This window comes from Pseudonocardia humida (assembly GCF_023898865.1).
Taxonomy (GTDB): Bacteria; Actinomycetota; Actinomycetes; order Mycobacteriales; family Pseudonocardiaceae; genus Pseudonocardia; species Pseudonocardia humida.
Map to the genome: position 1 here is coordinate 31,237 of NZ_JAGSOV010000003.1, position 24,089 is coordinate 55,325.

Below are 24,089 nucleotides of genomic sequence, written 5' to 3' on the forward strand. Positions count from 1 at the left end.
CCGTCGGTTCCCGCCGGGCGGTCAGTACTGCCTGGTCGGCAGCGCCTCCTTGGCCGCGGCCTGGTCGAAGGTGGTCTCCTCGGTGACCACCCGCGGCGGGATCTGCTCGCCGGCCACCACCTTCTTGGCCAGGTCCATCAGCTGCCCGCCGAGCAGCGGGTTGCACTCCACGATGAAGTTGATCTTGCCGTCGGCCAGGGCCTGCATGCCGTCCTTGACCGCGTCCACCGTGATGATCTTGATGTCCTGGCCGGGCACCTTGCCGGCCGCCTCGATCGCCTCGATCGCACCCAGGCCCATGTCGTCGTTGTGCGCGTAGAGCACGTCGATGTCCGGGTGCGCCTTGAGGAACGCCTCCATGACCTGCTTGCCGCCCGAGCGGGTGAAGTCGCCGGTCTGCGAGGCGATGACCTTCAGGTTCGGGTTGCCCGCGATCACCTCGGCGAAGCCCTCCTGCCGGTCGATGGCCGGCGCCGAACCGGTGGTGCCCTGCAGCTCGACGATGTTGACCGGTCCGGCGCTGCTCTCGGGCTGCTCCAGCAGCCACTGGCCGGCCTTCTTGCCCTCCTCGACGAAGTCCGAGCCGAGGAAGGTCGCGTAGAGGCTGGTGTCGGCCGAGTCGACCGCGCGGTCGGTCAGGATGACCGGGATGTTGGCCCGCTTGGCCTCCATCAGCACGGTGTCCCACCCGGACTCCACGACCGGGCTGAACGCGATGACGTCGACCCGCTGCTGGATGAACGAGCGGATCGCCTTGATCTGGTTCTCCTGCTTCTGCTGGGCGTCGGAGAACTTCAGCTCGATACCGGCCTCGGCGGCCGCGTCGTTGACCGACTTGGTGTTCGCCGTCCGCCAGCCGCTCTCCGCGCCGACCTGGGAGAACCCCATCACGATCGTGTCCTCGCCGCCCGCGGCGGCGTCGGCGGGGGCGTCGCCGCCGCCTCCGCCACCGCCGCACGCGGTGACGGCCAGCGCGAGCGCGGCGGCTGCGGCCAGCCGGGCGACCGGCCTGCGGATGGTGGACCTCGGGGCGGACTCGGTTGTCCAGCGCACGCGCGCCTCCTGGTGCTCGTCGTCGGGCAGAGAGGTGTGACGGGTCACACGGTCCGGCGGATTGTGAGCGCTAACAATCCGCGCCGTCAAGGCCTTGCGCCGACCGCGATGCCGTCGTTATACGAGAGCAGCCGGCCGGGGGCTGCGCCCTCTCAGCCGGGCAGGCTGCGCCCCAGCAGCGCGATCGCCGCGCGGATGCGGTCCGGCGGGTGCGCGGCGTAGCCCAGCACCAGCCCGGCGGGCCCCTCCCGCTGCCGGTGGCGCGACAGCGGGTGCACCACGACGCCCGCCGCGCGGGCCCGCTCGGCCAGCGCCACGTCGTCGAGGCGCGCGGCGCCGGGGTGCTCGGGGAAGGTGACCAGCAGGTGCAGCCCGGCGGCGATGCCGTGCACGGTGGCGCCGGGCAGGTGCTCGCCCAGCGCGCCCAGCATCGCGTCGCGGCGGCGGCGCTGGCGCGCGCGCACCCGGCGCAGGTGCCGCTCCAGCTCGCCGGAGGCCATCAGCTCGGCCAGCACCAGCTGCGGCAGCGCGGCGTTGCCCAGGTCGGACATGTACTTCTGGGTCACCACCTCGGCCCGCAGCCGGGGCGGCACGATCATCCAGCCCAGCCGCATCGCCGGGGCGAGCGTCTTGGACACGCTGCCGGTGTGCACGACCCGGTCGGGCGCCATCGCCTGCAGCGCGGGCACGGGGGCCCGGTCGTAGCGGTGCTCGGCGTCGTAGTCGTCCTCCAGGACCAGCTCGATGCCGGTGCTCGGGGCGAGCAGCTCGCGGCGCCTGCCCGGGCCGAGCACGACGCCGGTCGGGAAGTGGTGGGCCGGGGTCACCAGCACCACCGACTCACCCGTGCGCGCCAGCGCGGCCACGTCCAGGCCCTCGTCGTCGACCGGCACCGGCACCGGCGTCAGGCCCCAGTGCGCGAGCTCGTCGTGCGCGCCGCGCGAGCCCGGGTCCTCCACGGCGAGCGAGTCGGCGCCCCGGTTGCGCAGGACCTGCGCCACCAGCGCGATCGCCTGCGCGACCCCGGCCACCACGACGATGTCCTCGGCCTCGGCGCGCACGCCCCGCACGCGGCGTAGCCACCGGGCCAGCGCCGCGCGCAGCACGGGGTTGCCCTGCGGGTCGCCGTAGCCGAGGTCGGCGGGACCGGCCGAGCCCAGCACCGCGCGTTCGGCGCGCAACCAGGCGGCCCGGGGGAAGGCGGACAGGTCGGGCACGCCGGGCGAGAGGTCGAAGTCGGGGCCGGCGGGCGCGGCGGGGGGCGCGGGCGGGCGGGAGCGGTGCGGCGAGACCGCCACGACGGTGCCGCGGGCGCCGTCGGCGACCGCCACCCCCTCGTCGACCAGCCGCTGGTAGGCGGCCACCACGACCCCGCGGGAGACGCCCAGGTCGGCGGCCAGCAACCGGGACGAGGGCAGCCGGTCGCCCACCCGCAGCCCGCCGTCGGCGGCGGCCGAGCGCAGGGCGTCGGTCAGCCAGGTCGTGAGGCCTCCGCGCGGCACGCCGCGCGGGTCGAGCTGGAGGAAGTCGGTGCCGCCGGTCATGCCCCTCCACCCGTCGTCCACGCCCCACCATGATGGCCTGGACGACCGATGGACCAATCGACACGGGCATTCTTGGCTCTATCGAGAGGACCATAGGCGCCCGAGCATGGCGTGGTGCCCACCAGGATCATCTCGCCGCCGACGTCCGCCGCCCCCGCGCCCCGGCTCCTGCGCGACAGCCTCCCGGGAGCGGTCGGCATGGTGTGCGTCGGCGGCAGCGTGGCGGTCTCCGGGCTGCTCACCCGCGCCCCGCTGTTCACCGTGCAGTCCCTGCGCTACGCCGTCGCGGCGGCGCTGCTGCTGGCGCTGGCCCGCCTCACCGGCCGCGCCGTGCCCCGCCCCCGCGGCGCCGAGTGGGCGTGGCTGGCTGCGGTGGCCGCGTGCGGGCTGGTGCTGTTCAACGTCGCCCTCGTGCGCGGCGCCGAGCACGCCGAACCCGCCGTGCTCGGCGTCGCCGTGGCCGGAGCGCCGGTCCTGCTGGCGCTGGTCGGCCCGCTGCTGGCCCGCGCCCGCCCGGTCCCCGCCGTCCTGCTGGCCGCCGGGGCGGTCACCGCGGGGGCGGCGCTGATCCAGGGCGGCGGGCGCACCGACTCCATCGGCCTGGCCTGGGCCGCGGTGGCGCTGGCCTGCGAGGTCGGGTTCACCCTGCTGGCCGTGCCCGTACTGGGCAGGCTCGGCCCGTGGGGCGTCTCGATGCACGCGTGCTGGATCGCCGCCGTGGCGCTGGCCGGGCTGGGCCTGACCACCGAGGGCCCCACCGCCGTCCTCGCGCTCGGCGCCCCCGAACTCCTGGCCGCCGCCTACCTCGCCGTCGTCGTCACCGCGCTGGCGTTCGTGCTCTGGTACTCCACGGTCGGCGCGCTCGGCTCGGCCCGGGCCGGGCTGCTCACCGGGCTCGCCCCGGCCTCCGCGGCGGCCGGCGGCCTGCTGCTGGGCGGACCGGCCCCCGGCCCGACGGCGGTGGCCGGGGTGGCGGTCGTGGCGCTCGCCCCGCTGCTCGGGCTGCGCAGCCGGCCGCGCCCCCGCGGCTGATCGTCCACATCGGTCGGTGGCGGAGGCGTTCCCCGCCTTTTCGCGGGCTACGGAATCGATACTCCACGCCTTACACTGAACCGCTGCCAACCGGCCCCGGGGGGACCACCGTGACCCGCACGACCGTGGACGGCCCCGCGCTCGACGTCGCCGTCCTGCGCCGCGCCGCGGTCGAGGTGCTCCGCCGCAACGACCTCGGCACCGCCACGGTCGCCGCACCCGGGCTCTACCCGCACCAGTGGAGCTGGGACTCGGCCTTCATCGCCATCGGGCTCTCCCGCATCGACGTGCCGCGCGCCGCCGCCGAGCTGCGCAGCCTGCTGGGCGCCCAGTGGAGCACCGGGATGATCCCGCACATCGTGTTCTCCCCCGGCGCCGCCGACTACTTCCCCGGCCCCGACCGCTGGGGCACCGACGACGCCCCCGCCCGCCCCGCCGACCGGCGCACCAGCGGCATCTGCCAGCCGCCCGTGCACGCGATCGCCGTGCGCCACATCCTCGACCGCGGCCGCGAGGAGGGCGGCGCCGTCCAGGAGGCCGCCGAGGTCTTCGCCGCGGAGACCTTCGACGCCCTGCTGGCCTGGCACCGGTGGCTGGTCCGCGCCCGCGACCCCGACGGCGTCGGGCTGGTCGAGATCCACCACAGCTGGGAGTCCGGGTTCGACAACTCCCCGCGCTGGGACGGCCCGTACTCGCGGGTCGTCCCGGGCCCCGTGGCCCCGTTCACCCGCCGCGACACCACCCACGTCGAGGACGCCGCGCAGCGCCCCACCGACGAGGAGTACCGCCGCTACCTGTGGCTGGTCGACCAGATGCGCGCCGTCGGCTTCGAGGACGACCGGGTGCGCGAGAGCATCGACTTCCGCGTCCGCGACGTGTTCGTCTCCGCCATCCTGGCCGCCGCGGCCGAGGTGCTCGCCGACATCGGCGACGACCTGGGCCGCGACGCCGAGGCCGCCGAGCAGCGCGCGGTCGCCCGGCGCTTCCGCGCCGGTGTGGCGGCCACCGTCGACCCCGCGACCGGGCTCGCCCGCGACTGGGACGTCCTGGCCGACCAGTGGGTGGCCCCGCTCACGGTGGCCGGCTTCGCGCCCCTGGTCGCCGGCGGCGACCCCGGCCTGCTCACCCGCCAGCGCAGCCTGCTGCTCGGCGACCAGTGGATGGGCCACCCCGCCCTGCGCTTCCCGCTGCCCCCCTCGACCTCCCCGGTCAGCCCCGACTTCCGCCGCCGCACCTATTGGCGGGGCCCGGTCTGGCCCTTCCTGAACCTCCTGCTGGGCTGGGCCTCGCTCCGCGACAGCGCATGGGACCTGCGCTGGGTGCTGCGCGACGCCTCGCTCGACCAGCTGGCCGACCTGACGTTCGCCGAGTACTACGAGCCCATCACCGGCGAGGCGCTGGGCAGCCGGAACCAGTCGTGGACGGCGGCGGCGGCGCTGGAGTGGCTGGCTTAACGAGCACCCTGCTCGACTGTCGGGCGCCCCCCACGTTGGGCGAGAGTGCCTCTCGCCCCGGCGCGTGGGACGAGAGTCACTCTCGCTCGGCCTGGTGGGACGAGAGCCACTCTCGTCCGGCGGGGCGGGACGAAAGCCACTCTCGTCCGGCGGGGCTGCCGCGCTCGCCCGGCTGGGCGGACGTCAGTCGCGCTCGCCCCGACGGCGCCGCTGTGCTCTTCGGCCGACCCGCCGCGAACGATAGTGACTCTCGTCCCGCCTGGCGGGACAAAGCGGCTCTCGTCCCGCCCAGCCGGACGAAAGTCGCTCTCGTCCGGCCCGACTTGAGCGAACGGCGCTCTCGCCCGGCGGAGCGAACGCGACTCCCGTCCCACTGGGCCGAGCGAGTGGCGCGTTGGGCCAGCCTCGTTGGGCGAGACCGCCATTTGCTCGACCGGGGCGGAGGGCCGGGCCCGTCGGCGCGGAGCGAGAGCGACTTCCGTCCGATATGGCGGAGCGAGAGCGACTCTCGTCCCGACCGAACGAGAGCGGCTCTCGTCCCACCTGGCGGCATGAGTGCCTTCGGCGGGAGAGAGCGCTTCCAGGGGGCAACTGTGATCATCGCGGCGCGAGCGGGCGGGGCTCGACCCCGTCTTGCGGCCTCACCGAACGGGTGGCGCGACCGACGCCACGGGGGCCGTGAACAGGTCCGGCCGGTCGGGTCGGCCCCGGCCCCCCTCCGGACCGGAGCCGGCCCGACCGGCCGGATGTCGTGCTCGAACGTCCTGGGGCTCAGTGGCCGCCGCTGTGCGAGCGGCGGGCGGCGTCGGCGATGCCGTGCAGGGAGCAGGGCCAGCGCACGCCCGGCAGCCCGGTGCCGCCCTTCGTGCAGGTTCGGCAGCGGCCGGTGCGATCCGGCACGTGCTGGTCCAGCAGCTTCTGCCACACGTCAACCATCGGGGCCAGCTCCGCGGCCAGCCGCCCGCCCTCGGTCATGCGCTTCTCCGATCCGTCGACCGCCGACCTCACGGAGTCGACCCGTCGTCCTATCGTGGCGATTCGGCCTTGCATTCGCAAGTTCGGATGCATGAGCATCTGCACGTGCACACAGAGCGGTCCGACGTCCGGTGGCGGAAGAGCACGGCGAGCAACCCCACCGGCAACTGCGTCGAGCTGGCCGAACTTCCGGGCGGGGGGGTCGCCGTGCGCAACTCCCGCAGCCCGCAGGGGCCGGTCCTGGTCTACTCCCGCGCCGAGATCGCCGCCTTCCTGGCGGGGGTGCGGGCGGGCGAGTTCGACGACCTCGACCCGCGTTACGGGTCACTGACATGATGATGGACACAGCGGTGCCCACATCGGACCCACGCCGCTGAACTGCGCAGCTCACCGACATGGCCGAGGCGATCACGCAGCGACATCGGACTTCTCACCGGACAGCGGTTGACCATCGACTTGCTTCCGCCATGAGGACCCGGCAGAGTGAAGCAGCCACTGCACAGCGCATCCGGCGCGCCGTGCCGGGGCACGGGGTTCGAGCATCGATCCATCTCGGGAGAGCGCGGTTACAGCGATGAACGTGGCGAGGAACCACGAGCCGCTCGCGGGCGGCCCCAACGCCGAGAGCAGCGCGTCGTCGGGCCCCACCGTCCTGCGGATGGGCCTGGGCGCCGAGCTGCGCAGGCGACGCGAGCTGGCCGGCATCACCCGCGAGGTGGCCGGCGACGCCATCCGCGCGTCCACGGCCAAGATCAGTCGGCTGGAGCTCGGGCGGGTCAGCTTCAAGGAGCGCGACGTCGCCGACCTGCTCACCCTGTACAAGGTCACCGACGAGGCCGAGCGCGCCGAGTTCCTCGACCTCGTGCGCAAGGCCAACGCGCCGGGCTGGTGGCACCGCTACGCCGACCTGCTGCCCAACTGGTTCGAGACCTACCTCGGCCTCGAGCAGGCCGCCGCGGTCATCCGGACCTACGAGCTGCAGTTCATCCCCGGCCTGCTGCAGACCCGCGAGTACGCCCGCGCCGTCACCCAGCTCGCCTGCACCCGCGCCGAGGAGATCGAGCGCCGGGTCGAGCTGCGCATGCGCCGCCAGGACCTGCTCAGCGCCCCCGACGGCCCCACCCTCTGGGCGGTCATCGACGAGGCCGCGCTGCGCCGCTCCATCGGCGGCACCGAGCTGGCCCGCGAGCAGCTCACCCACCTGCTCGAGGTCAACGAGCAGCCGAACGTGTCGCTGCAGATCGCGCCGCTGAGCTACGGCGGCCACCCCGCCGCGGGCGGGCCGTTCACGCTGCTGCGCTTCGCCCAGCCCGACCTCCCCGACATCGTCTACCTCGAGCAGCTGACCAGCGCCCTGTACCTGGACAAGCGCGCCGACGTCGAGCACTACGCGCTGGTCATGGACCGGCTGGTGGCCCAGGTCGAGCCGCCGGCGCGCACCGCCGAGCTGCTCGACAAGATCCGCAAGGAGCTGTGACGGGGGCGGTTCCGCCGCACCCGTCCCACCTCCCGGTCAGCACGCTGAGCACGTCCCGCCGCGCCGCCCGGCGCGGTCCCGCGCGCCGGGGCAGCCGTGCGCCGGTGTCCCCGCTCCCCCAGCGCCACGGCCTCGACGCCGTGCGCCTGCGCACGCCCGTGGACGGGGCCTGGGCGACGATGCGCGACCACCTCGTCGAGCGGCTGCCCCGGGTGCCCCCGGAGCGGATCGACGCGATGCTGCGCGAGCGGCTGATCGTCGACGCCGCGGGCCCGCTGGCCCCCGACGCCCCCTACGCGCCGGGCGCCTACCTGTGGTTCCACCGCGACCTGCCGGTGGAGGTGCCGGTGCCGTTCGGGATCGGCGTCGTGCACCGCGACGAGCACCTCGTGGTCGTGGACAAGCCGCACTTCCTGGCCACGATCCCGCGCGGGAGCCACATCCTGGAGACCGCGCTGGTCCGGCTGCGGCGCGATCTGGGCCTGCCCGAGCTGAGCGCGGCGCACCGGCTCGACCGGATGACCGCGGGCCTGCTGATGTTCGTCGTGGCCAGGGACGAGCGCGGCGCCTACCAGACGCTCTTCCGCGACCGGCTGGTCCACAAGACCTACCAGGCCGTGGCCCGCCACGACCCCGACCTGGAGCTGCCGCGCACGGTCCGCTCGCGGATCGTCAAGGAGCGCGGCATCGTGCGCGCCACCGAGGTGCCCGGCGAGCCGAACGCCGAGACGCTGGTCGAGCTGCTGGAGGTGCGCGGCGGGCTGGGCCGCTACCTGCTGACCCCGCGCACCGGGCGCACCCACCAGCTGCGGCTGCACATGAGCGGGCTGGGCGTGCCCATCCTCGGCGACGACTTCTACCCCGACCTCGACGAGCGCCCGCTCGACGACTTCACCGCGCCGTTGCAGCTGCTGGCCAGCACACTGGAGTTCACCGACCCGGTGACCGGCCGGCCGCGGCGCTTCCGGACCCGCCTCGACCTGGAGTCGTGGCCGGCCTCCGCCGGCGCCGGGGAGCCTGCCGCCGGGTGATCCTCGGCGGCGATCACGCGCGCCGCGCGACACGCCCGGGTGACGGGCTGCCATCCTGTGCGCATGGCACGACCCACGGGACGGGCGCCGACCCTCGAGTCGGTGGCCGAGCGGGCCGGCGTGTCCCGGGCGACGGCGGGCCGGGTGCTGTCCGGCGCCACGACGGTCGGCGAGCACGCCCGCGAAGCCGTGCTGCGGGCCGCCGCGGAGCTGTCCTACGTCACCAACCGGGCCGCCCGCTCGCTGATGACCCGGCGCAGCGACTCGATCGCCATCGTCGCCGCCGAGTCCGAGGGCCGCTTCTTCGACGACCCGTACTTCTCGCTGGTGCTGCGCGGGGCGCACGCCGCCCTCGCCGAACGCGACGTGCAGCTCGTGTTCAGCGTGCTGGCCGGCGACGAGGGGCGCGACCGCTTCGAGCGCTTCGCCCGCGGCGGCCACCTGGACGGCGTGATCATGGTGTCGCTGCACGGCGACGACCCGATGCCGCGCAGGCTGCTGCGCGCCGGCATCCCGGTGATGCTGTCCGGGCGCCCGTTCTCCCCGGTCGAGGGCCTGTCCTACGTGGACGCCGACAACCTCGGCGGCGCCCGTTCCGCGGTCGAGCTGCTGGCCGAACGCGGCCGCAGGCGGCTGGCCACCATCACCGGGCCGATGGACATGATCGCGGCCATCGACCGGCACGACGGGTTCTTCGCCGAGCTCGAGGCGCGCGGGATGACCGGCCACGGCGCCGAGGACGGCGACTTCAGCATGATCGGCGGCCGGGCGGCGATGCACCGGCTGATGGCCGCGGACCCCGACATCGACGGCGTCTTCGTGGCCAACGACCTGATGGCGCTGGGCGCACTGCAGGCCGTGGGCGACGCCGGGCGCCGGGTGCCCGAGGACATCGCGATCGTCGGGTTCGACGACTCGCCGCTGGCCGCCGAGGCGCGCCCGGCCATCACCACCGTCCGCCAGCCGATCGTGGCCATGGGCGCGGCGCTGGCCGAGCGCCTGCTCGACGGCATCGAGCAGGACGAGGCCCTGCCGCCGCTGGTGATGGACACCGAGCTCATCATCCGCGACTCGGCCTGACGGTCCTGACTCCGACCAGGGGCGCTGAGCCGTTCGCATGAATGCGCTAGTCCAGGCCAGCCACGGTTCGGTCACGGTGAGAGCGCTCTCTTGACAGCTACCCCGGTGTGACGGAATTCTCGCGGACGGCTGAGAGAGCGCTCTCACAGACTTTGGAGGATCAATGCAGACCCCACGGAGTAATCCGGTCGCGCTGGCGGCCCTCGCGCTCAGCAGCGCGCTCGTGCTGACCGCGTGCGGCGGTGGCGGCGAGGCCGAACCGGCGGCGAGCGGCGGTCCGGTCGAGCTCAAGGTCAGCCTGTTCGGCACCTTCGGCTACGACGAGGTCGGGCTGTTCAAGGAGTACGAGGCGGCCAACCCCGGCGTGAAGATCGCCTACGAGTCCACCCAGGGCGAGGACAAGTACTGGCCGGCCCTGCAGACCCGGCTGAGCTCGGGCAGCGGCGTCGCCGACGTGCAGGGCATCGAGGTCGCCCGCATCGCCGACGTCGTGCAGAACCAGCAGGACCTGTGGACCGACCTGCGCGAGACCCCGGCCGCGGACAGCATCGCCAACTACATCCCGTGGAAGGAGCCGGCCGCCACCACCGAGGACGGCGCCGTGCTCGGGCTGGGCACCGACATCGGCCCGATGGGCATCTGCTACCGCAGCGACCTGCTCGGCGCGGCCGGGCTGCCGACCGACCCGCAGCAGCTCGCGGCGCGCATGTCGAGCTGGGACGACTACGTGGCGCTGGGCAACGAGTTCAAGGCCAAGGCGCCGGCCGGCACCGCGTGGATGGACTCCGCAGGCGGGTTCTACAACGCGATGGTCTCCACCGAGGAGAAGATCTACTACGACGAGGGCGGCAACCTCGTCTTCGAGACCAACCCCGCCGTCAAGAACGCCTTCGACACCGCCGCGGCCGCCGGCCAGGCCGGTCTGACCGCCAAGCTGGAGCAGTTCGTCGACCCGGGCTGGGACGCCGGCTTCTCCTCGGGCAGCTTCGCCACCATCGCCTGCCCGTCCTGGATGATCGGCTACATCAAGGGCAAGGCCGGTGACGCCGGCTCCGGCAAGTGGAACGTCACCAGCCTGCCCGGCGGCGCCGGCGGCAACTGGGGCGGCGCCTACCTGGGCATCCCCGCCGTGAGCCAGAACAAGGAGGAGGCCGCCAAGCTGATCGCCTGGCTGACCGCCCCCGAGCAGCAGGCCAAGGTCTTCAACGAGGTCGGCAACTTCCCCTCGACCACCGAGGCCATCGACGCGGTCGCCGGCACCACCGACCCGTACTTCAACAACGCCCCGATCGGCGAGATCTTCTCCAAGTCCTCCCAGGCCGCGCCCGTCCAGATCCTCGGGCCGAACGACGGCGTCGTGAAGAACGCGATGGCGCAGGCACTGCTCTCGGTCGAGGCCAACGGCGTCAGCCCGGCCGACGCCTGGACCGCAGCCGGGACGCAGGTCAACAACCAGGTCGGCGCGTGACCCTCTCCCTCCAACGCCCGGCCCCCGGGGAGCGCTCGGCGCCCCCGGGGGGCGGGTCCCCACGTCGGCCCGGCTGGCGCTCCCGCCTCTACCGGTGGGAGGGCCGCTCGGCCCCCTACGTCTACGTCGCGCCGTTCTTCCTGCTCTTCCTGGCGTTCGGGCTGTTCCCGCTCATCTACACCGCCTGGATCAGCCTGCACCAGTACCGGCTCGGCTCCCGGATGAAGTGGGTCGGTCTCGACAACTTCATCTGGCTGTTCACCAACGAGAAGTTCTACAACGCGCTGTTCAAGACGTTCACCATCGGGATCCTGTCCACGGTGCCCCAGCTGCTGCTCGCGCTGGGCCTGGCCCACCTGCTGAACTACAAGCTGCGCGGGCGCACCTTCTTCCGGGTCGCGATGATCATGCCCTACGCCACCTCGGTGGCCGCGGCGACGCTGGTGTTCGCCCAGCTGTTCGGCCGCGACGCGGGCGCCATCAACTGGCTGCTCGGACTCGTCGGCATCGACGCGGTGGACTGGCGCAACGGCGACTGGACCGCCCAGATCGCCATCTCGGTGATCATCATCTGGCGCTGGACCGGCTACAACGCGCTGATCTACCTGGCGGGCATGCAGTCGATCTCGAAGGACCTCTACGAGGCCGCCACGCTCGACGGCGCCACGAAGTGGCAGCAGTTCCGGCACGTCACGCTGCCCGGCCTGCGCCCCACCATCCTGTTCACCGTCGTGGTCTCCACGATCGGCGCCAGCCAGGTGTTCGGCGAGCCGCTGATCTTCGGCGGCGGCAAGTCCGACGGCGGCGCGGTGAACCAGTACCAGACCCTCGGGCTGTTCATGTACCAGCAGGGCTGGACCTACAACGCGCTCGGGCGGGCCGCGGCCGTCGCCTGGGTGATGTTCGTGCTGATCATCGGCCTGGTCTGGCTGAACACCCGGCTGGCCCGCCGGCGCCAGGGGAAGCTGGGGCAGTCATGACCGCCACCCTCCCCCCGCCGGTCACCGCGGTCGTCGGGACGACACCACCGTCCCGACGACCGCGCACGCGGGGCGCCGTCGACAGCGCGGGCTGGCTCACCTACGTGGCGCTGATCGCCACCGCGGTGGTCTTCATCGTGCCGTTCTACTACATGATCGTGGCCGCCAGCCGGCCGATGGCGGAGATGAACCAGCAGCCGCCGCCGATCCTGCCCGGGCCCGACCTGTGGTCGAACATCGTCAAGGCGATCGAGCAGCAGAACATCGGCCTGGCCCTGGTGAACTCGTTCATCGTGTCCGGGATCATCACGCTCAGCACCGTGCTGTTCTGCACGCTGGCCGGCTACGCGTTCGCCAAGATGCGCTTCCGCGGGCGCAACGTGCTGTTCGCGATCGCGCTGGGCACGATGATGATCCCGCCGAGCCTGGGAGTCGTCCCGCTCTACAGCCTGATGGCCACGCTCGGCCTGGCCGGCGACCTCAGCTCGGTGATCCTGCCGACGCTGGTGCAGTGCTTCGGGCTGTTCTTCATGCGCCAGTACCTGCAGGACGCGCTGCCCGACGAGCTGCTGGAGGCCGCCCGCGTGGACGGGGCGACCTCGCTGCGCACGTTCTGGAGCATCGTGCTGCCGATCGCCCGACCGGGCATGGCGGTGCTCGGGATGCTCACGTTCATGACGGCCTGGAACGACTTCTTCTGGCCGGTCATCGTCCTCAACTCGTCGAACCCCACGATCCAGGTCGCGCTGAACAACCTGGGCAGCGGCTACGTGCCGGACACGTCGGTGATCATGGCCGGCACGCTCGTCGGCACCCTGCCGGTGATCGTGGTGTTCCTGCTGCTGGGTCGCCAGATCGTGGGCGGGATCATCGCCGGCGCGGTGAAGGGCTGATCCTCGTCAGACACTGGTGGTGCGCCGACCGGGGGGCGGCGCACCACCAGGACCCGGACCACCCCCCGGCCACCATCGCGGCACAATCGACGGAAGAGGACGGATGACCACGACGCAGGACGCCACGGCCGCCGAGACCTTGCAGTTCCCGCCCGGTTTCCTCTGGGGCTCGGCGACCGCCTCCTACCAGATCGAGGGGGCCGTCGCCGAGGGCGGACGCACCCCGTCGATCTGGGACACCTACTCCCACACCCCGGGACGGGTGCAGGGCGGCGACACCGGCGACGTGGCCGACGACCACTACCACCGGTTCCGCGACGACGTCGCGCTGATGGCCGAGCTCGGGCTGACCTCCTACCGGTTCTCGATCTCCTGGAGCCGGATCACCCCGCAGGTCGGCCCGGACGGCATCGGCCCGGTCAACGCCGAGGGCATCGCGTTCTACTCCGACCTCGTCGACGCGCTGCTGGAGGCCGGCATCCAGCCGTCGGTCACGCTGTACCACTGGGACCTGCCGCAGGCCCTGGAGGACGCGGGCGGCTGGACCTCGCGGCGCACCGCGGAGCGATTCGGCGAGTACGCCGCGGTCGTCGCGGCCGCGCTGGGCGACCGCGTGCCGATGTTCATCACCCTGAACGAGCCGTGGTGCAGCGCCTTCCTGGGCTACGCCAGCGGCGTGCACGCGCCGGGGCGCACCGAGGACGCCGCGGCGCTGACCGCGGTGCACCACCTCAACCTGGCCCACGGGCTGGCCGCGGCGGCGATCCGCGCCGCGGCGCCCACCGCCAGGGTGGCCATCACGCTGAACCTGGCCTGGGTGCTGCCCGAGAGCGACTCCCCGCGCGACGCCGACGCCGCCCGCCGGGTGGACGGCCTGCAGAACCGGCTGTTCCTCGACCCCGTCCTGCACGGGCGCTACCCGCAGGACGTGCTCGACGACACCGCGGGCGTCACCGACTGGTCGTTCGTGCTCCCGGGCGACCTGGAGGTCATCGCGGCGCCCCTGGACGCCTTCGGCCTGAACTACTACTCCCCCACCATCGTGCGGTACTGGACCCGCGAGCGCCCCAAGGAGCAGGCCGACGGGCACGGCGACGGCGCGGCCAGCCCCTGGATCGCCTGCGAGGACGTGGAGTTCCCGGTCCAGCACGGCACCAAGACCGACATGGGCTGGAGCATCGACCCCCGCGGGCTGACCGAGCTGCTGCTGCGGGTGGCCGCGGAGCGGCCCGGGCTGGAGCTGATGGTCACCGAGAACGGGGCGGCCTTCCCCGACGAGGTCGGCGCGGACGGGCGGGTGGTCGACACCGACCGCATCGACTACCTGCGCACCCACCTCGCGGCGGTGCACCGGGCCATCGGCGAGGGCGCGCCGGTGACGGCCTACTTCGTCTGGTCGTTCCTGGACAACTTCGAATGGGCCTGGGGCTACGCCAAGCGCTTCGGGATCGTGCACGTCGATTACGCGACCCTCGCCCGGACGCCGAAGGGCAGCGCGCTGTTCTACGCGGACGTGATCCGAGGAAACGCTGTGCCCGCCTGAAGCGACTACTCATCAGTCACGGTGGTCTGCACCGGACGGGGTAGCCTTCCCGCGCTACCCGGCGGTACGACGCGGGACGGCTGAACACGAGGAATCGGAGGGTGCGGGTGCCGCGCGGTGACCAGGACGACGGGCCCGACCAGGGACCCGATCCCCTCCGCACCGCCCGTCCCGGTGTCGACCAGGCCGACCTGGACCCGTTCGGCGGCGGTGGGGGGCCCGACCCGGCCCCCCACCCGGCCGGGGCCGAGCTCGACGACGCCGCCACGGCGCGCCTGGAGATGGAGCAGATCGAGATGGCCAGGATCGACCTGGCCCCGATCGACCGCGACGCGCTCGACTCCGACGACGCGCTGATCGAGGCGCTGGCCGGGGGCCGGCTCTCGGTCGACGACCTGCACCCCGAGCCGATCGGCCCGGACGACGAGCTGGTGACCATGCTGGCCGCCTGGGTGGCCGACGTGAACCCCGGGCCGGCTGAGGGCCGGGAGTTCGGCACCGAGTTCGACCCCGAGTTCGACGCCGAGTTCGACGCCGAGTCCGACCCGGCGTTCGCCAGCCGGACCGACCCCGAGTCCGACGCGGGGCCCGACGCCGGGACGGAGCCCGATGCGGGTTCCGACGAGCCCGACGCGGACCCGTCCGCCGGGCCGGAGCACGTGGCGCCGGTGCTGCCGCTGCGGCCCGCGAGCACCGCCCCGGCCTCCGGGTCCCCGCGCGCGGGGCGGCGCCGCGACCCGGCCGCCAACCGGTGGCCGATCCGCCGCGCGCTCGCGCCGTCCGCGGAGGGGCAGGGCCGCCACCGCGCCCGCAGCGGCCCCTACCGCCGCCCGCGCACCGCGGCCGCCGCGGCTGCGGCGCTGTTCACGGTGGCCGCCTCCAGCGTGCTGTTCGAGGCCCACGACGCCCGCCCCGGCGATCCGCTCTGGCAGATCACCCAGGTCTTCCACCACGACAAGGCCCGCTCCGTGCAGGCCGCCATCGAGGTGGAGACCGCACTGGCCGCGGCCGACACCGCCCTGCGGCAGGGCCGCACCGCCGACGCCGTGCGCGCGGTCAACGCGGTCGCCGCCCAGCTGCCGCTCGTGCTCCCCGCCGAGGGCCACGACCAGCTGCTCGCCCTGCAGCAGCGCCTGGTCGACGACCTCGTCGTGATCACCGGCGACGCCTCGCTCGCGGCCCTGGCCGAGCGGCCCGCTCCCCTCGACCCGGCCGGCCCGACCCCCGGCCCGGTGCTGGCGAACCCGACGCCCACCCAGGCCGCGTTGGCCGGCGTCCTGCCCACGACGTCGCCGGCGGCGCCGCCGGCCGGGATCGACGGCACCGCCGCCCTCACCAACGCCGTGCAGGCCGCGATGCAGCTCGCCGCCCAGCTGGGCGCCGCGGCCCCGGAACAGGCGGCCACGTCGGCGGCCGCCACGCCGACCCCCGCACCGGGCGGTGCGCCGTCCAACCGCACCGACACCGGCGACGACGCCGCCCTCCTGCCCGAGGCCACGCTCCCCGAGGACGACCCCGGACCGTCCGTGGAGGACGCGGTCACCTTCTCCGACAGCAGCGCCTCGGCGCCGACCACCACGGACGAACCCGACGCGGCGTCGTCCTCCGACGACACCCCGACCACCGGCTCGTCCTCGTCGGGCTCGTCGGGTTCGGGGGGCTCCCGCACCGACACCTCGACCCCGAGCACCGGCGGTGGGTCGACCAGCACCCCCGACACCACCCCCGACACCACCCCCGACACCGCCCCCGACACCGCGTCCGACACCACCCCCGACACCGCGTCCGACCCGGTGACCGCGCCGGACGACGACACCCCACCGGCGCCGGAGCCCGGGCCCAGCGCGCCCGACCCGGTCGCCGAGGCCCCGACCCGGCCGCCCGTCGACACCCCCGCCGACCCACCCGCCGACCCACCCGCCGGACCCCCGGCCCAGGAGGAGCCCGCGGCCGTCGACGACCCCGCCCCCGCGGCGGAGCCCGTCGACGAGCCGCGCGAGCCGGTGATCGACCCGTCCTTCGGGTTCTCCGTCGACCGCCCCGGCCTCGACGCCCCCGCACCGGAGCGCTCCGGCCCGCGCCACGCGCGCCCCGACGAGCCGTCCGACGCCGAGGAGCGGGCCTCCCACGACGACGGCGACGCCGCTGACGCGAAGACCGACACCGACACCGACGACCGCCCCGGCCGCCACCGCGCCTCGGACTGACGACGACGGGCCGCCCCCGTGGGGGCGGCCCGTCGTCGGTCCGTCGTGCTCGGGCGGGTGTCAGCCGCCGCTGCTGAACGCGGCGTCGAACGCCGCCGACGGCGGGTCGAACGCCAGCCTGCGCACGAACTGCAGGGCCTCCGGCGCCCCGACCAGCCGGTCCATCCCGGCGTCCTCCCACTCGACGGAGATCGGGCCGGAGTAGCCGATGTGGTTGAGCATCCGGAAGCATGCCTCCCACGGCACGTCGCCGTGCCCGGTGGAGACGAAGTCCCAGCCCCGCCGCGGGTCGGCCCAGGCCAGGTGCGAGCCCATCCGCCCGTTGCGGCCGTTGCCGACCTGGCGCTTGGCGTCCTTGCAGTCGACGTGGTAGATGCGGTCGCGGAAGTCGAGCAGGAAGCCGACCGGGTCGAGGTCCTGCCAGACGAAGTGGCTCGGGTCCCAGTTGAGGCCGAACGCCTCGCGGTGCCCGACGGCCTCCATCGCCGCGACCGTGGTCCAGTAGTCGTAGGCGATCTCGCTGGGGTGCACCTCGTGCGCGAACCGCACCCCGACCTCGTCGAACACGTCCAGGATCGGGTTCCAGCGGTCGGCGAAGTCGCGGTAGCCCGCGTCGACCATCTCCTGGGGCACCGGCGGGAACATCGCCACCGTCTTCCAGATGCTCGACCCGGTGAACCCGACGACCGTGTCGACCCCGAGCTTCGCCGCGGCGCGCGCGGTCGTCCTCATCGCGTCGGCCGCGCGCTGCCGCACGCCCTCCGGCTCGCCGTCGCCCCACACCCGCGCGGGCAGGATGCCCTGGTGGCGGGCGTCGATCGGGTCGTCGCAGACGGCCTGGCCGGTGAGGTGGTTGGAGATCGCGAACACCTGCAGGCCGTGCTTGTCCAGGATGTCGCGGCGGCCCTGGACGTAGCCGTCGTCCTCGACGGCGGCCCACGGGTCGAAGTGGTCGCCCCAGCAGGCGATCTCCAGCCCGTCGTAGCCCCACTCCCCGGCGAGCCGGGCGACCTCGGTGAACGGCAGGTCGGCCCACTGCCCGGTGAACAGGGTGATCGGTCGCGCCATCAGTCGTTGACCTCCTCGATCCGCTGCCAGCCGCTGCCGGCCTCGGCCGACCGGGCCACGGCGTCCAGCACCAGCTGCACCTGCAGCCCGTCGGCGAAGGACGGCGAGGGCTCGGCGCCGGTGCCCAGGTCGCGCAGCAGGTCGGCGATCTCGTGGGTGAAGGTGTGCTCGTAGCCGAGTCCGTGGCCGGGCGGCCACCATGCCCCGGCGTAGGGGTGCGTGGGTTCGGTGACCAGTATCCGCCGGAAGCCCGCCGTCGCGGGGTCCTCGGCGCCGTCGAAGAACGACAGCTCGTTCATCGCCTCGAAGTCGAACGCCAGCGAGCCCGCGCTGCCGTTGACCTCCAGCCGCAGCGCGTTCTTGCGCCCCGTCGCGAACCGGGTGGCCTCGAAGCCGGCCACCGCTCCCCCGCCGAACCGGCCGATGAACAGCGCGGTGTCGTCGACGGTGACCTCGCCCCGCTCGGTCGACCCGGACGCGGACAGCCCGCTGGACGCCGCGGGCAGCGGGCGCTGCTTGACGAACGTCTCGGTGAGCGCGCTGACCCCGGTCAGCCGGTCGCCGGTGACGAACTGGGCCAGGTCGATCACGTGGGCGCCGATGTCGCCCAGCGCCCCGGACCCGGCCTTGTCCTTCTGCAGCCGCCACACCAGCGGGAACTCCGGATCGACGATCCAGTCCTGCAGGTAGGTGCCGCGGACGTGGCGGACCTCGCCGATGCGCCCCTGCGCGATCAGCTGGCGGGCCAGCGCGATCGCCGGCACCCGCCGGTAGTTGAACCCGACCATGCTGTGCACCCCGCGGGCCCTGGCCCGCTCGGCGGCCGCGACCATCGCCCTGGCCTCGTCCACCGTGTTGGCCAGCGGCTTCTCGCACAGCACGTGCTTGCCGGCGTCCAGTGCCGCGATCGCGATCTCGGCGTGGGTGTCGCCCGGCGTGCAGATGTCGATCAGCTGCACGTCGTCGCGGGTCAGCAGCTGCTTCCAGTCGGTCTCCACCGAGCGCCAGCCCAGCTTGGCCGCCGCCGACCGCGTCGCGTCGCCGTCGCGGCCGCAGAGCACGGCCATGTCGGGCTCGACCGGCAGGTCGAAGAACCGCCCGGCGGTGCGCCAGGCCTGGGAGTGGGCCGCACCCATGAAGGCGTAGCCCACCATGCCGACGCCGAGCTTGCGGGTACCGCTCGTCGGACCCGCCGTCACGACTCGAAGCCCAGGGGCAGGTACTCGCCCACGTTCTCCTTGGTGATGGTGGCCGAGGCCAGCGTGATCGACGCCGGGACCTCGCGCTCGGCGAAGTCGCTCAGCCCGCGGCCCTGGGCGACCAGCCGGGCCACCGACACCGCGGAGGACGCCATCGACGGGCTGTAGGTGACGGTGGCCTTGAGGACGGTGTTGTCCTCCTGGATCGCGCGCATCGCGTTGGCCGAGCCGGCCCCGCCGACCATGAAGAACTCGCTGCGCCCGGCCTGCTGGATCGCGGCGAGCACGCCGATGCCCTGGTCGTCGTCGTGGTTCCAGACGGCGTCGAGCTGGGGCGCGGCCTGCAGCAGGTTCGCGGTGACCCGCTGCCCGCCCTGGGCGGTGAAGTCGGCGGCCTGGCGCGGGCCGACGGCGAAGCCGTAGGTCTGCAGCGCATCGGCGAAGCCCTGGCTGCGCTGCTGGGTCAGCGGCAGGTTGTCGATGCCGGCGATCTCGCCGATGACCGGGTTGGCGACGCCGGCGTCGCGCAGCCGCTGCCCGATGTAGTTGCCCGCCGAGACGCCCATGCCGTAGTTGTCGCCGCCGATCCAGGTGCGGTAGGCCAGCGGCGAGTCGAAGATCCGGTCCAGGTTGATCACCGGGATGCCGGCCTCCATGGCCTGGCGCCCGACCGAGGTCAGCTGGCTGCCGTCGTTGGGCAGGATGACCAGCGCGTTGACCCTCTGGTTGATCAGCGTCTGCACCGCGGCGATCTGCTGGGCGATGTCGTTGGTCGGGTTGACCGGCGAGAACGTGACGTCGGGGTACTGGTCGGCCTGGGCCTGGGCGTTGTTGGCGATCGCGGCGATCCAGCCGTGGTCCGCGGCCGGTGCGGAGAAGCCGATGGTGACCTGCTCGCCGGGCTCGGAGTTGGCCCCGGCGCCGCCGGCCACGGGCGCCGAGGCGGCGGGCGGGCCGCCGGCCGGGGCGTTGCTGGTGCACGCGGTCAGCGCCGCGCCGGCGCCGATGCCGAGGGAGCTCAGCAGGAAGCGGCGGCGGCCCAGGCCGCTGGTGAGGTTCTCGGACATGGTGGTGCGCTCCTTCATCGATGGAGGGGTCGACCTGGGATGGGGTGGGTGGTGTGGCTAGGGGTCGGCGCGCCGGGCGCGGGCCTGGATCAGCACCGCGACGACGATGATCGCGCCCTTGGCGATGTTCTGGACCTCGGTGGCCAGGTTGTTGAGCACGAACAGGTTGGTGATCGTGGTGAAGACCAGCACGCCGAGGATCGAGCCGATCAGCGTGCCGCGCCCGCCGGTCAGCAGCGTGCCGCCGATGATCACCGCGGCGATCGCGTCCAGCTCGTAGAGGGTGCCGTGGGTGCTCGACCCGGTCGTGGTCAGCGAGGCGATCATGATCGCGGCGATGCCGCAGCACAGCCCGGACAGCACGTAGAGCGCCGCGGTGTGGCGGCGCACGTTCAGCCCGGCCAGCCGGGCCGCCTCGGAGTTGCCGCCGATGGCGAAGGTGCGCCTGCCGAACGTGGTGCGGTTGAGCAGGACCCAGCCCAGCGCCACCACGACCGCGAAGATGTAGATCAGCAGCGGGATGCCCAGCAGCCGGGTGGTGGCGATCCCGGCGATGGTCGGGTCGGTGACGATCTGGCTGCGCCGCCCGGAGATCTGCTCGGCCAGGCCCTGCGCGGAGATCAGCATGGCCAGCGTGACGATGAACGGCACGATCCGCCCGTAGGCGATGAGCAGGCCGTTGACCAGGCCCGCCCCCGCCCCCACGAGCAGCGCGCAGAGGACCATCACCAGCGGGCCGTAGGCCTGCGTGGCCACCGTCGTCGCCCACACCGACGACAGCGCCATGACCTTGCCGACCGACAGGTCGATCCCGCCGCCGATGATCACGAAGGTGACCCCGACGGTGATCACGCCGATGATCGAGGCCTGGGTGAGCACGGTCAGCAGGTTCGGCACCGACAGGAACCGCTCGCCCGCGGTGACCGCGCCGACCACCCCCAGCAGCACCATCACGGCCACCAGGCCGAGGTTGCGCCCGGCGCCGCTGTCCAGCAGCCGGCCGGCCGCCGAGTCGCCGCCCGCCTCGCGGGCGGCCCGCTCCACGCGCTGGTGCTCGTCGGCCGCCGGGGCACCGGTCTTGCTCAGCTCGGGCCCGTGGGCCCCGGTCGGCGTCGGCGGCGACACCGGTGTGCGGTCAGACATGAGCTCCCTCCATCACCAGGTCGAGCACGCGGCCCTCGTCGAGCTCGTCGGCGGGCGCGCTGTGCACCACCCGCCCCTCGCGGACGACGAGCACGCGGTCGGCCAGCCCGAGCACCTCGGGCACCTCGCTGGACACCACGACGACCGCGACCCCGGACGCGGCCAGCTCGCGGATCAACGCGTAGATCTCGCTGCGGGCGCCGACGTCGACGCCGCGGGTGGGCTCGTCGAGCAGCAGCACCTTGCAGCCCTGCAGCAGCCACCGGGCCAGCACGACCTTCTGCTGGTTGCCGCCGGAGAGCGTGCGGGCGGGGCGGCGGACGTCGGCGGGGCGCACGTCGAGCCGGGCGGTCTCGGTGCGGGCCGCGTCGCGCTCCGCGTCCTCGCGGACGAAGCCGCTGCGGGCGAAGCGGCTCATCGCCGAGAGCGTGACGTTGCGGTAGACCGGTTCGCCCAGCAGCAGCGCCTGGCTCTTGCGCTCCTCGGGGGCCAGGCCCAGGCCCGCGCGCACCGCGGCGGGCACCGACCCCGGCCGCAGCGCCTTGCCCTCGACCCGCACGGTCCCGGCGGCGGCCTTGCGCGCGCCGTAGACGGTCTCCAGGATCTCCGACCGCCCGGACCCGACCAACCCGGCGAGCCCGACGATCTCGCCCTCGCGCACGGAGAACGACACGTCGGTGAACTCGCCGGGCCGGCCGAGGCCCTCGACATCGAGCACGACGTCACCGGGCGGCCCCCCGGTCCGTTCGGGGAAGACGTACTCGATGCTGCGTCCGGTCATCAGCGTGATGACCTCGGCGGTCGGGGTGTCGCGGGCGGAGAGGTTGCGGGCCACGGTGCGGCCGTCCTTGAGGACGGTGACGCGGTCGCCGATCTCGCGGATCTCCTCGAGCCGGTGGGAGATGTAGACCACGGCGACGCCGTCGGCGGTGAGCTCGCGGATCACCCGGAACAGGTTGCGGACCTCCTCCGGGTCGAGCACGGCGGAGGGCTCGTCCATCACGATCAGCCGGGCGTCGCGGGCCAGCGCCCTGGCCATGCTCACCACCTGCTGCCCGGCGGCCGAGAGCCGGCCCAGCTCGCGGCGCGGGCGGATCTCGGGGTGGCCGAGCCTGCGCAGCAGGGCGGCGGTGGTCTCCTCGGCGGCCCGGTCGCGGGTGAACCCGAAGCGGGCGGGCTCGTGGCCGAGCATGACGTTGTCGGCGACCGAGATGCCCGGCACGAGGTCGAGCTCCTGGTGGATGGTCGCGATGCCGGCGGCGTCGGCGGCCTGCGGGGAGGCGAACGACACGACCTCGCCGGCGAAGGTGACCTCACCCGCGTCCGGTCGGTGGGCCCCGGCCAGCACCTTGATCAGTGTGGACTTGCCGGCGCCGTTCTGGCCGAGCAGGCAGTGCACCTCGCCCTCGACGACGTCGAGGTCGACGCCGTCGAGGGCGCGGACGCCGGGGAACTCCTTGACGATCCCCCGCATCGACAGCAGCGGTGTGTCTGGCATGTCCACCTCGGTGTGGGGCCTGGTGTGTGGGTCGGTGGGCGCCATGACCGTAGGAGGGTTGACCAGTGCCGTGCAACGACCGAATAATGCTCTTTCGAGCTATTTTTCCGTCGATATCGGACCGTGATGCAGCCCACGTCTCCTCTGCCGCCCCTGCGCTTGAGCGTCCCCGGCCCCTCCGGTCGGGCGGACGCCGCGGTCACCCTCAGCACCGTCGCGCGACTGGTCGCGTCGGGGGCCGCGGTGAGCAAGGCCGACCTGGTCGCGGCGGCCGGGCTGGCCCGCACGACGGTCAGCACCGCGGTCGACGAGCTGCTCGCCCGCGGTGTGCTGCGCCCGGACGGCGCCCGGCCCACCACCGGTCGCGGGCGCCCGGCCGACCGGCTCGCCATGTCCGCGCGCGGCGGGCACGTGCTGCTCGCCGACGTCGGGGCCCGCGGAGCGCACCTGGCCGTGGTCGACCTGAGCCAGCGCGTGCTGGCCCACGAGCACATCGACATCGACGTGCAGGACGGCCCGGACGCGGTGCTGGCGGCGGTGGAGGACGCGCTGACCGCGCTGCGGGGGCGCGCGCGCCACCCCGGCGACGGCGACCCGGCCGTGCGCGCGGTGGTCATCGGGCTGCCCGGACCGGTCGACGGCAACCTGGGCATCCCGGTCCGGCCGCCGATCATGCCCGGCTGGCACGCCTACCCGGTCTCCGCGCGCCTGCAGCGCACCTTCGACTGCCCCGCCGTGCTGGAGAACGACGTCAACCTGCGCGCGCTCGGCGAGGCCAGGGCGCTGCCCGCCGACCAGGTCCCGCTGCTGTTCGTCAAGGTCGGCACCGGCATCGGCGGGGGGCTGGTCTCCCGGGAGGGCGTGCTGCACCACGGCGCCGACGGCGCGGCGGGCGACATCGGTCACGTGCGCGTGCGCGGCGGCCCGGACACCGCCTGTGTCTGCGGCAACGTGGGCTGCATCGAGGCCGTGGCCTCGGCCGGGGCCATCGCCCGGCGGCTGGCCGCCGAGCCGCACCAGCTCGGCGTGGCCACCATCGCCGACGTCCGCGCGCTGATCGCGCGCGGCGACCCGGACGCCCTGGGGGTGGTCCGCGAGGCCGCCGGCGTGATCGGCGAGCTGGTGGCCACCCTGGTGCACTTCTACAACCCCGCCCGGGTGACGCTGGGCGGTTCGCTCACCGCGGCCAGCGACGAGCTGCTGGCCGGGGTGCGCAGCGTCGTCTACCAGCGGGCGCTGCCGCTGGCCACCCGCAACCTCGTGCTCACCAACAGCGTGCTGGGCGAGTACGCCGGGTTGGCCGGAGCGGCCGTGCTGGGCATCGAGCGGGTGCTCTCCCCTCCGGGCATGGACGCCCTCACCGCGCCGCGGCCCTGA

Annotated in this window: 20 protein-coding genes; 12 read left to right on the forward strand and 8 right to left on the reverse strand. The window is 73.9% G+C overall.

Features of this window, described 5'->3' with window-relative positions:
- Positions 1-21: 21 nt before the first annotated feature.
- Positions 22-1,053 carry an ABC transporter substrate-binding protein gene (locus KDL28_RS00595; protein WP_252435135.1) on the reverse strand — a complete coding sequence of 344 codons (1,032 nt, stop codon included), beginning with the start codon at positions 1,051-1,053 and terminating at the stop codon, positions 22-24.
- A 152-nt stretch (positions 1,054-1,205) separates the two neighbouring features.
- A complete protein-coding gene (pdxR, locus tag KDL28_RS00600; protein ID WP_252435136.1) occupies positions 1,206-2,597 on the reverse strand; it encodes a MocR-like pyridoxine biosynthesis transcription factor PdxR in 1,392 nt (463 codons plus the stop codon).
- A gap of 114 nt (positions 2,598-2,711) precedes the next feature.
- Here pdxR and KDL28_RS00605 point away from each other — a divergent pair, with 114 nt between their 5' ends.
- Positions 2,712-3,629: an EamA family transporter gene (locus KDL28_RS00605; protein WP_252435137.1), complete on the forward strand. Its 918-nt coding sequence runs from the start codon at positions 2,712-2,714 to the stop codon at positions 3,627-3,629.
- Between the two features lie 110 nt (positions 3,630-3,739).
- On the forward strand, positions 3,740-5,083 hold the full coding sequence (ggh, locus tag KDL28_RS00610; protein WP_252435138.1) for a glucosylglycerate hydrolase: 1,344 nt from the start codon (positions 3,740-3,742) through the stop codon (positions 5,081-5,083).
- A 771-nt stretch (positions 5,084-5,854) separates the two neighbouring features.
- Here ggh and KDL28_RS00615 read toward each other — a convergent pair.
- A complete protein-coding gene (locus KDL28_RS00615; RefSeq protein ID WP_214406347.1) occupies positions 5,855-6,058 on the reverse strand; it encodes a hypothetical protein in 204 nt (67 codons plus the stop codon).
- Positions 6,059-6,163: 105 nt separating this feature from the next.
- Between KDL28_RS00615 and KDL28_RS00620 the strand changes: the two genes are divergently transcribed.
- From KDL28_RS00620 to KDL28_RS00660, 9 genes are all read left to right on the forward strand, one after another.
- On the forward strand, positions 6,164-6,394 hold the full coding sequence (locus KDL28_RS00620; protein WP_372496840.1) for a DUF397 domain-containing protein: 231 nt from the start codon (positions 6,164-6,166) through the stop codon (positions 6,392-6,394).
- Positions 6,395-6,632: 238 nt separating this feature from the next.
- Positions 6,633-7,535: a Sco1979 family transcriptional regulator gene (locus KDL28_RS00625; RefSeq protein WP_372496841.1), complete on the forward strand. Its 903-nt coding sequence runs from the start codon at positions 6,633-6,635 to the stop codon at positions 7,533-7,535.
- Between the two features lie 104 nt (positions 7,536-7,639).
- Positions 7,640-8,566 carry a pseudouridine synthase gene (locus tag KDL28_RS00630; protein WP_252435140.1) on the forward strand — a complete coding sequence of 309 codons (927 nt, stop codon included), beginning with the start codon at positions 7,640-7,642 and terminating at the stop codon, positions 8,564-8,566.
- A gap of 63 nt (positions 8,567-8,629) precedes the next feature.
- Positions 8,630-9,646, forward strand: a complete 1,017-nt coding sequence (locus KDL28_RS00635; protein WP_252435141.1) for a LacI family DNA-binding transcriptional regulator — start codon at positions 8,630-8,632, stop codon at positions 9,644-9,646.
- 163 nt (positions 9,647-9,809) lie between these two features.
- Positions 9,810-11,114: an ABC transporter substrate-binding protein gene (locus KDL28_RS00640; RefSeq protein WP_252435142.1), complete on the forward strand. Its 1,305-nt coding sequence runs from the start codon at positions 9,810-9,812 to the stop codon at positions 11,112-11,114.
- Positions 11,111-12,094, forward strand: coding sequence for a carbohydrate ABC transporter permease (locus KDL28_RS00645; RefSeq protein WP_252435143.1), 984 nt, complete (start codon positions 11,111-11,113; stop codon positions 12,092-12,094). Before KDL28_RS00640 ends, KDL28_RS00645 begins: the two co-directional genes overlap by 4 nt.
- Positions 12,091-12,987, forward strand: a complete 897-nt coding sequence (locus tag KDL28_RS00650; protein ID WP_252435144.1) for a carbohydrate ABC transporter permease — start codon at positions 12,091-12,093, stop codon at positions 12,985-12,987. The genes KDL28_RS00645 and KDL28_RS00650 overlap by 4 nt, the downstream gene beginning before the upstream one ends.
- A gap of 103 nt (positions 12,988-13,090) precedes the next feature.
- Positions 13,091-14,530: a GH1 family beta-glucosidase gene (locus tag KDL28_RS00655; protein WP_252435145.1), complete on the forward strand. Its 1,440-nt coding sequence runs from the start codon at positions 13,091-13,093 to the stop codon at positions 14,528-14,530.
- 107 nt (positions 14,531-14,637) lie between these two features.
- Positions 14,638-16,737, forward strand: coding sequence for a hypothetical protein (locus tag KDL28_RS00660; protein ID WP_252435146.1), 2,100 nt, complete (start codon positions 14,638-14,640; stop codon positions 16,735-16,737).
- A 60-nt stretch (positions 16,738-16,797) separates the two neighbouring features.
- Here KDL28_RS00660 and KDL28_RS00665 read toward each other — a convergent pair whose 3' ends face one another.
- From KDL28_RS00665 to KDL28_RS00685, 5 genes are read right to left on the reverse strand one after another with little or no spacing between them, the layout of a single operon-like run.
- A complete protein-coding gene (locus tag KDL28_RS00665) occupies positions 16,798-17,805 on the reverse strand; it encodes a sugar phosphate isomerase/epimerase family protein (RefSeq protein ID WP_252435147.1) in 1,008 nt (335 codons plus the stop codon).
- The gene (locus KDL28_RS00670) at positions 17,805-18,959 is read right to left on the reverse strand and encodes a Gfo/Idh/MocA family protein (protein ID WP_252435194.1); all 1,155 of its coding nucleotides are present in this window, start codon (positions 18,957-18,959) and stop codon (positions 17,805-17,807) included. The genes KDL28_RS00665 and KDL28_RS00670 overlap by 1 nt, the downstream gene beginning before the upstream one ends.
- A gap of 41 nt (positions 18,960-19,000) precedes the next feature.
- On the reverse strand, positions 19,001-20,071 hold the full coding sequence (locus KDL28_RS00675) for a substrate-binding domain-containing protein (protein ID WP_252435148.1): 1,071 nt from the start codon (positions 20,069-20,071) through the stop codon (positions 19,001-19,003).
- 57 nt (positions 20,072-20,128) lie between these two features.
- Positions 20,129-21,214 carry an ABC transporter permease gene (locus KDL28_RS00680; RefSeq protein ID WP_252435149.1) on the reverse strand — a complete coding sequence of 362 codons (1,086 nt, stop codon included), beginning with the start codon at positions 21,212-21,214 and terminating at the stop codon, positions 20,129-20,131.
- On the reverse strand, positions 21,207-22,712 hold the full coding sequence (locus KDL28_RS00685; RefSeq protein ID WP_252435150.1) for a sugar ABC transporter ATP-binding protein: 1,506 nt from the start codon (positions 22,710-22,712) through the stop codon (positions 21,207-21,209). The genes KDL28_RS00680 and KDL28_RS00685 overlap by 8 nt, the downstream gene beginning before the upstream one ends.
- Positions 22,713-22,871: 159 nt before the next feature.
- Between KDL28_RS00685 and KDL28_RS00690 the strand changes: the two genes are divergently transcribed.
- A complete protein-coding gene (locus tag KDL28_RS00690; protein ID WP_252435151.1) occupies positions 22,872-24,089 on the forward strand; it encodes an ROK family protein in 1,218 nt (405 codons plus the stop codon).

What these genes read in the sequence shown, in the direction of transcription:
- KDL28_RS00640 (WP_252435142.1), top strand. Translation starts at nt 9,810, where the DNA reads ATGCAGACCCCACGGAGTAATCCGGTCGCGCTGGCGGCCCTCGCGCTC.
- KDL28_RS00665 (WP_252435147.1), bottom strand. Translation starts at nt 17,805, where the DNA reads ATGGCGCGACCGATCACCCTGTTCACCGGGCAGTGGGCCGACCTGCCG.
- KDL28_RS00655 (WP_252435145.1), top strand. Translation starts at nt 13,091, where the DNA reads ATGACCACGACGCAGGACGCCACGGCCGCCGAGACCTTGCAGTTCCCG.
- KDL28_RS00635 (WP_252435141.1), top strand. Translation starts at nt 8,630, where the DNA reads ATGGCACGACCCACGGGACGGGCGCCGACCCTCGAGTCGGTGGCCGAG.
- KDL28_RS00680 (WP_252435149.1), bottom strand. Translation starts at nt 21,214, where the DNA reads ATGTCTGACCGCACACCGGTGTCGCCGCCGACGCCGACCGGGGCCCAC.
- KDL28_RS00650 (WP_252435144.1), top strand. Translation starts at nt 12,091, where the DNA reads ATGACCGCCACCCTCCCCCCGCCGGTCACCGCGGTCGTCGGGACGACA.
- KDL28_RS00685 (WP_252435150.1), bottom strand. Translation starts at nt 22,712, where the DNA reads ATGCCAGACACACCGCTGCTGTCGATGCGGGGGATCGTCAAGGAGTTC.
- KDL28_RS00615 (WP_214406347.1), bottom strand. Translation starts at nt 6,058, where the DNA reads ATGACCGAGGGCGGGCGGCTGGCCGCGGAGCTGGCCCCGATGGTTGAC.
- KDL28_RS00675 (WP_252435148.1), bottom strand. Translation starts at nt 20,071, where the DNA reads ATGTCCGAGAACCTCACCAGCGGCCTGGGCCGCCGCCGCTTCCTGCTG.
- KDL28_RS00625 (WP_372496841.1), top strand. Translation starts at nt 6,633, where the DNA reads ATGAACGTGGCGAGGAACCACGAGCCGCTCGCGGGCGGCCCCAACGCC.
- pdxR (WP_252435136.1), bottom strand. Translation starts at nt 2,597, where the DNA reads ATGACCGGCGGCACCGACTTCCTCCAGCTCGACCCGCGCGGCGTGCCG.
- KDL28_RS00670 (WP_252435194.1), bottom strand. Translation starts at nt 18,959, where the DNA reads ATGGTGGGCTACGCCTTCATGGGTGCGGCCCACTCCCAGGCCTGGCGC.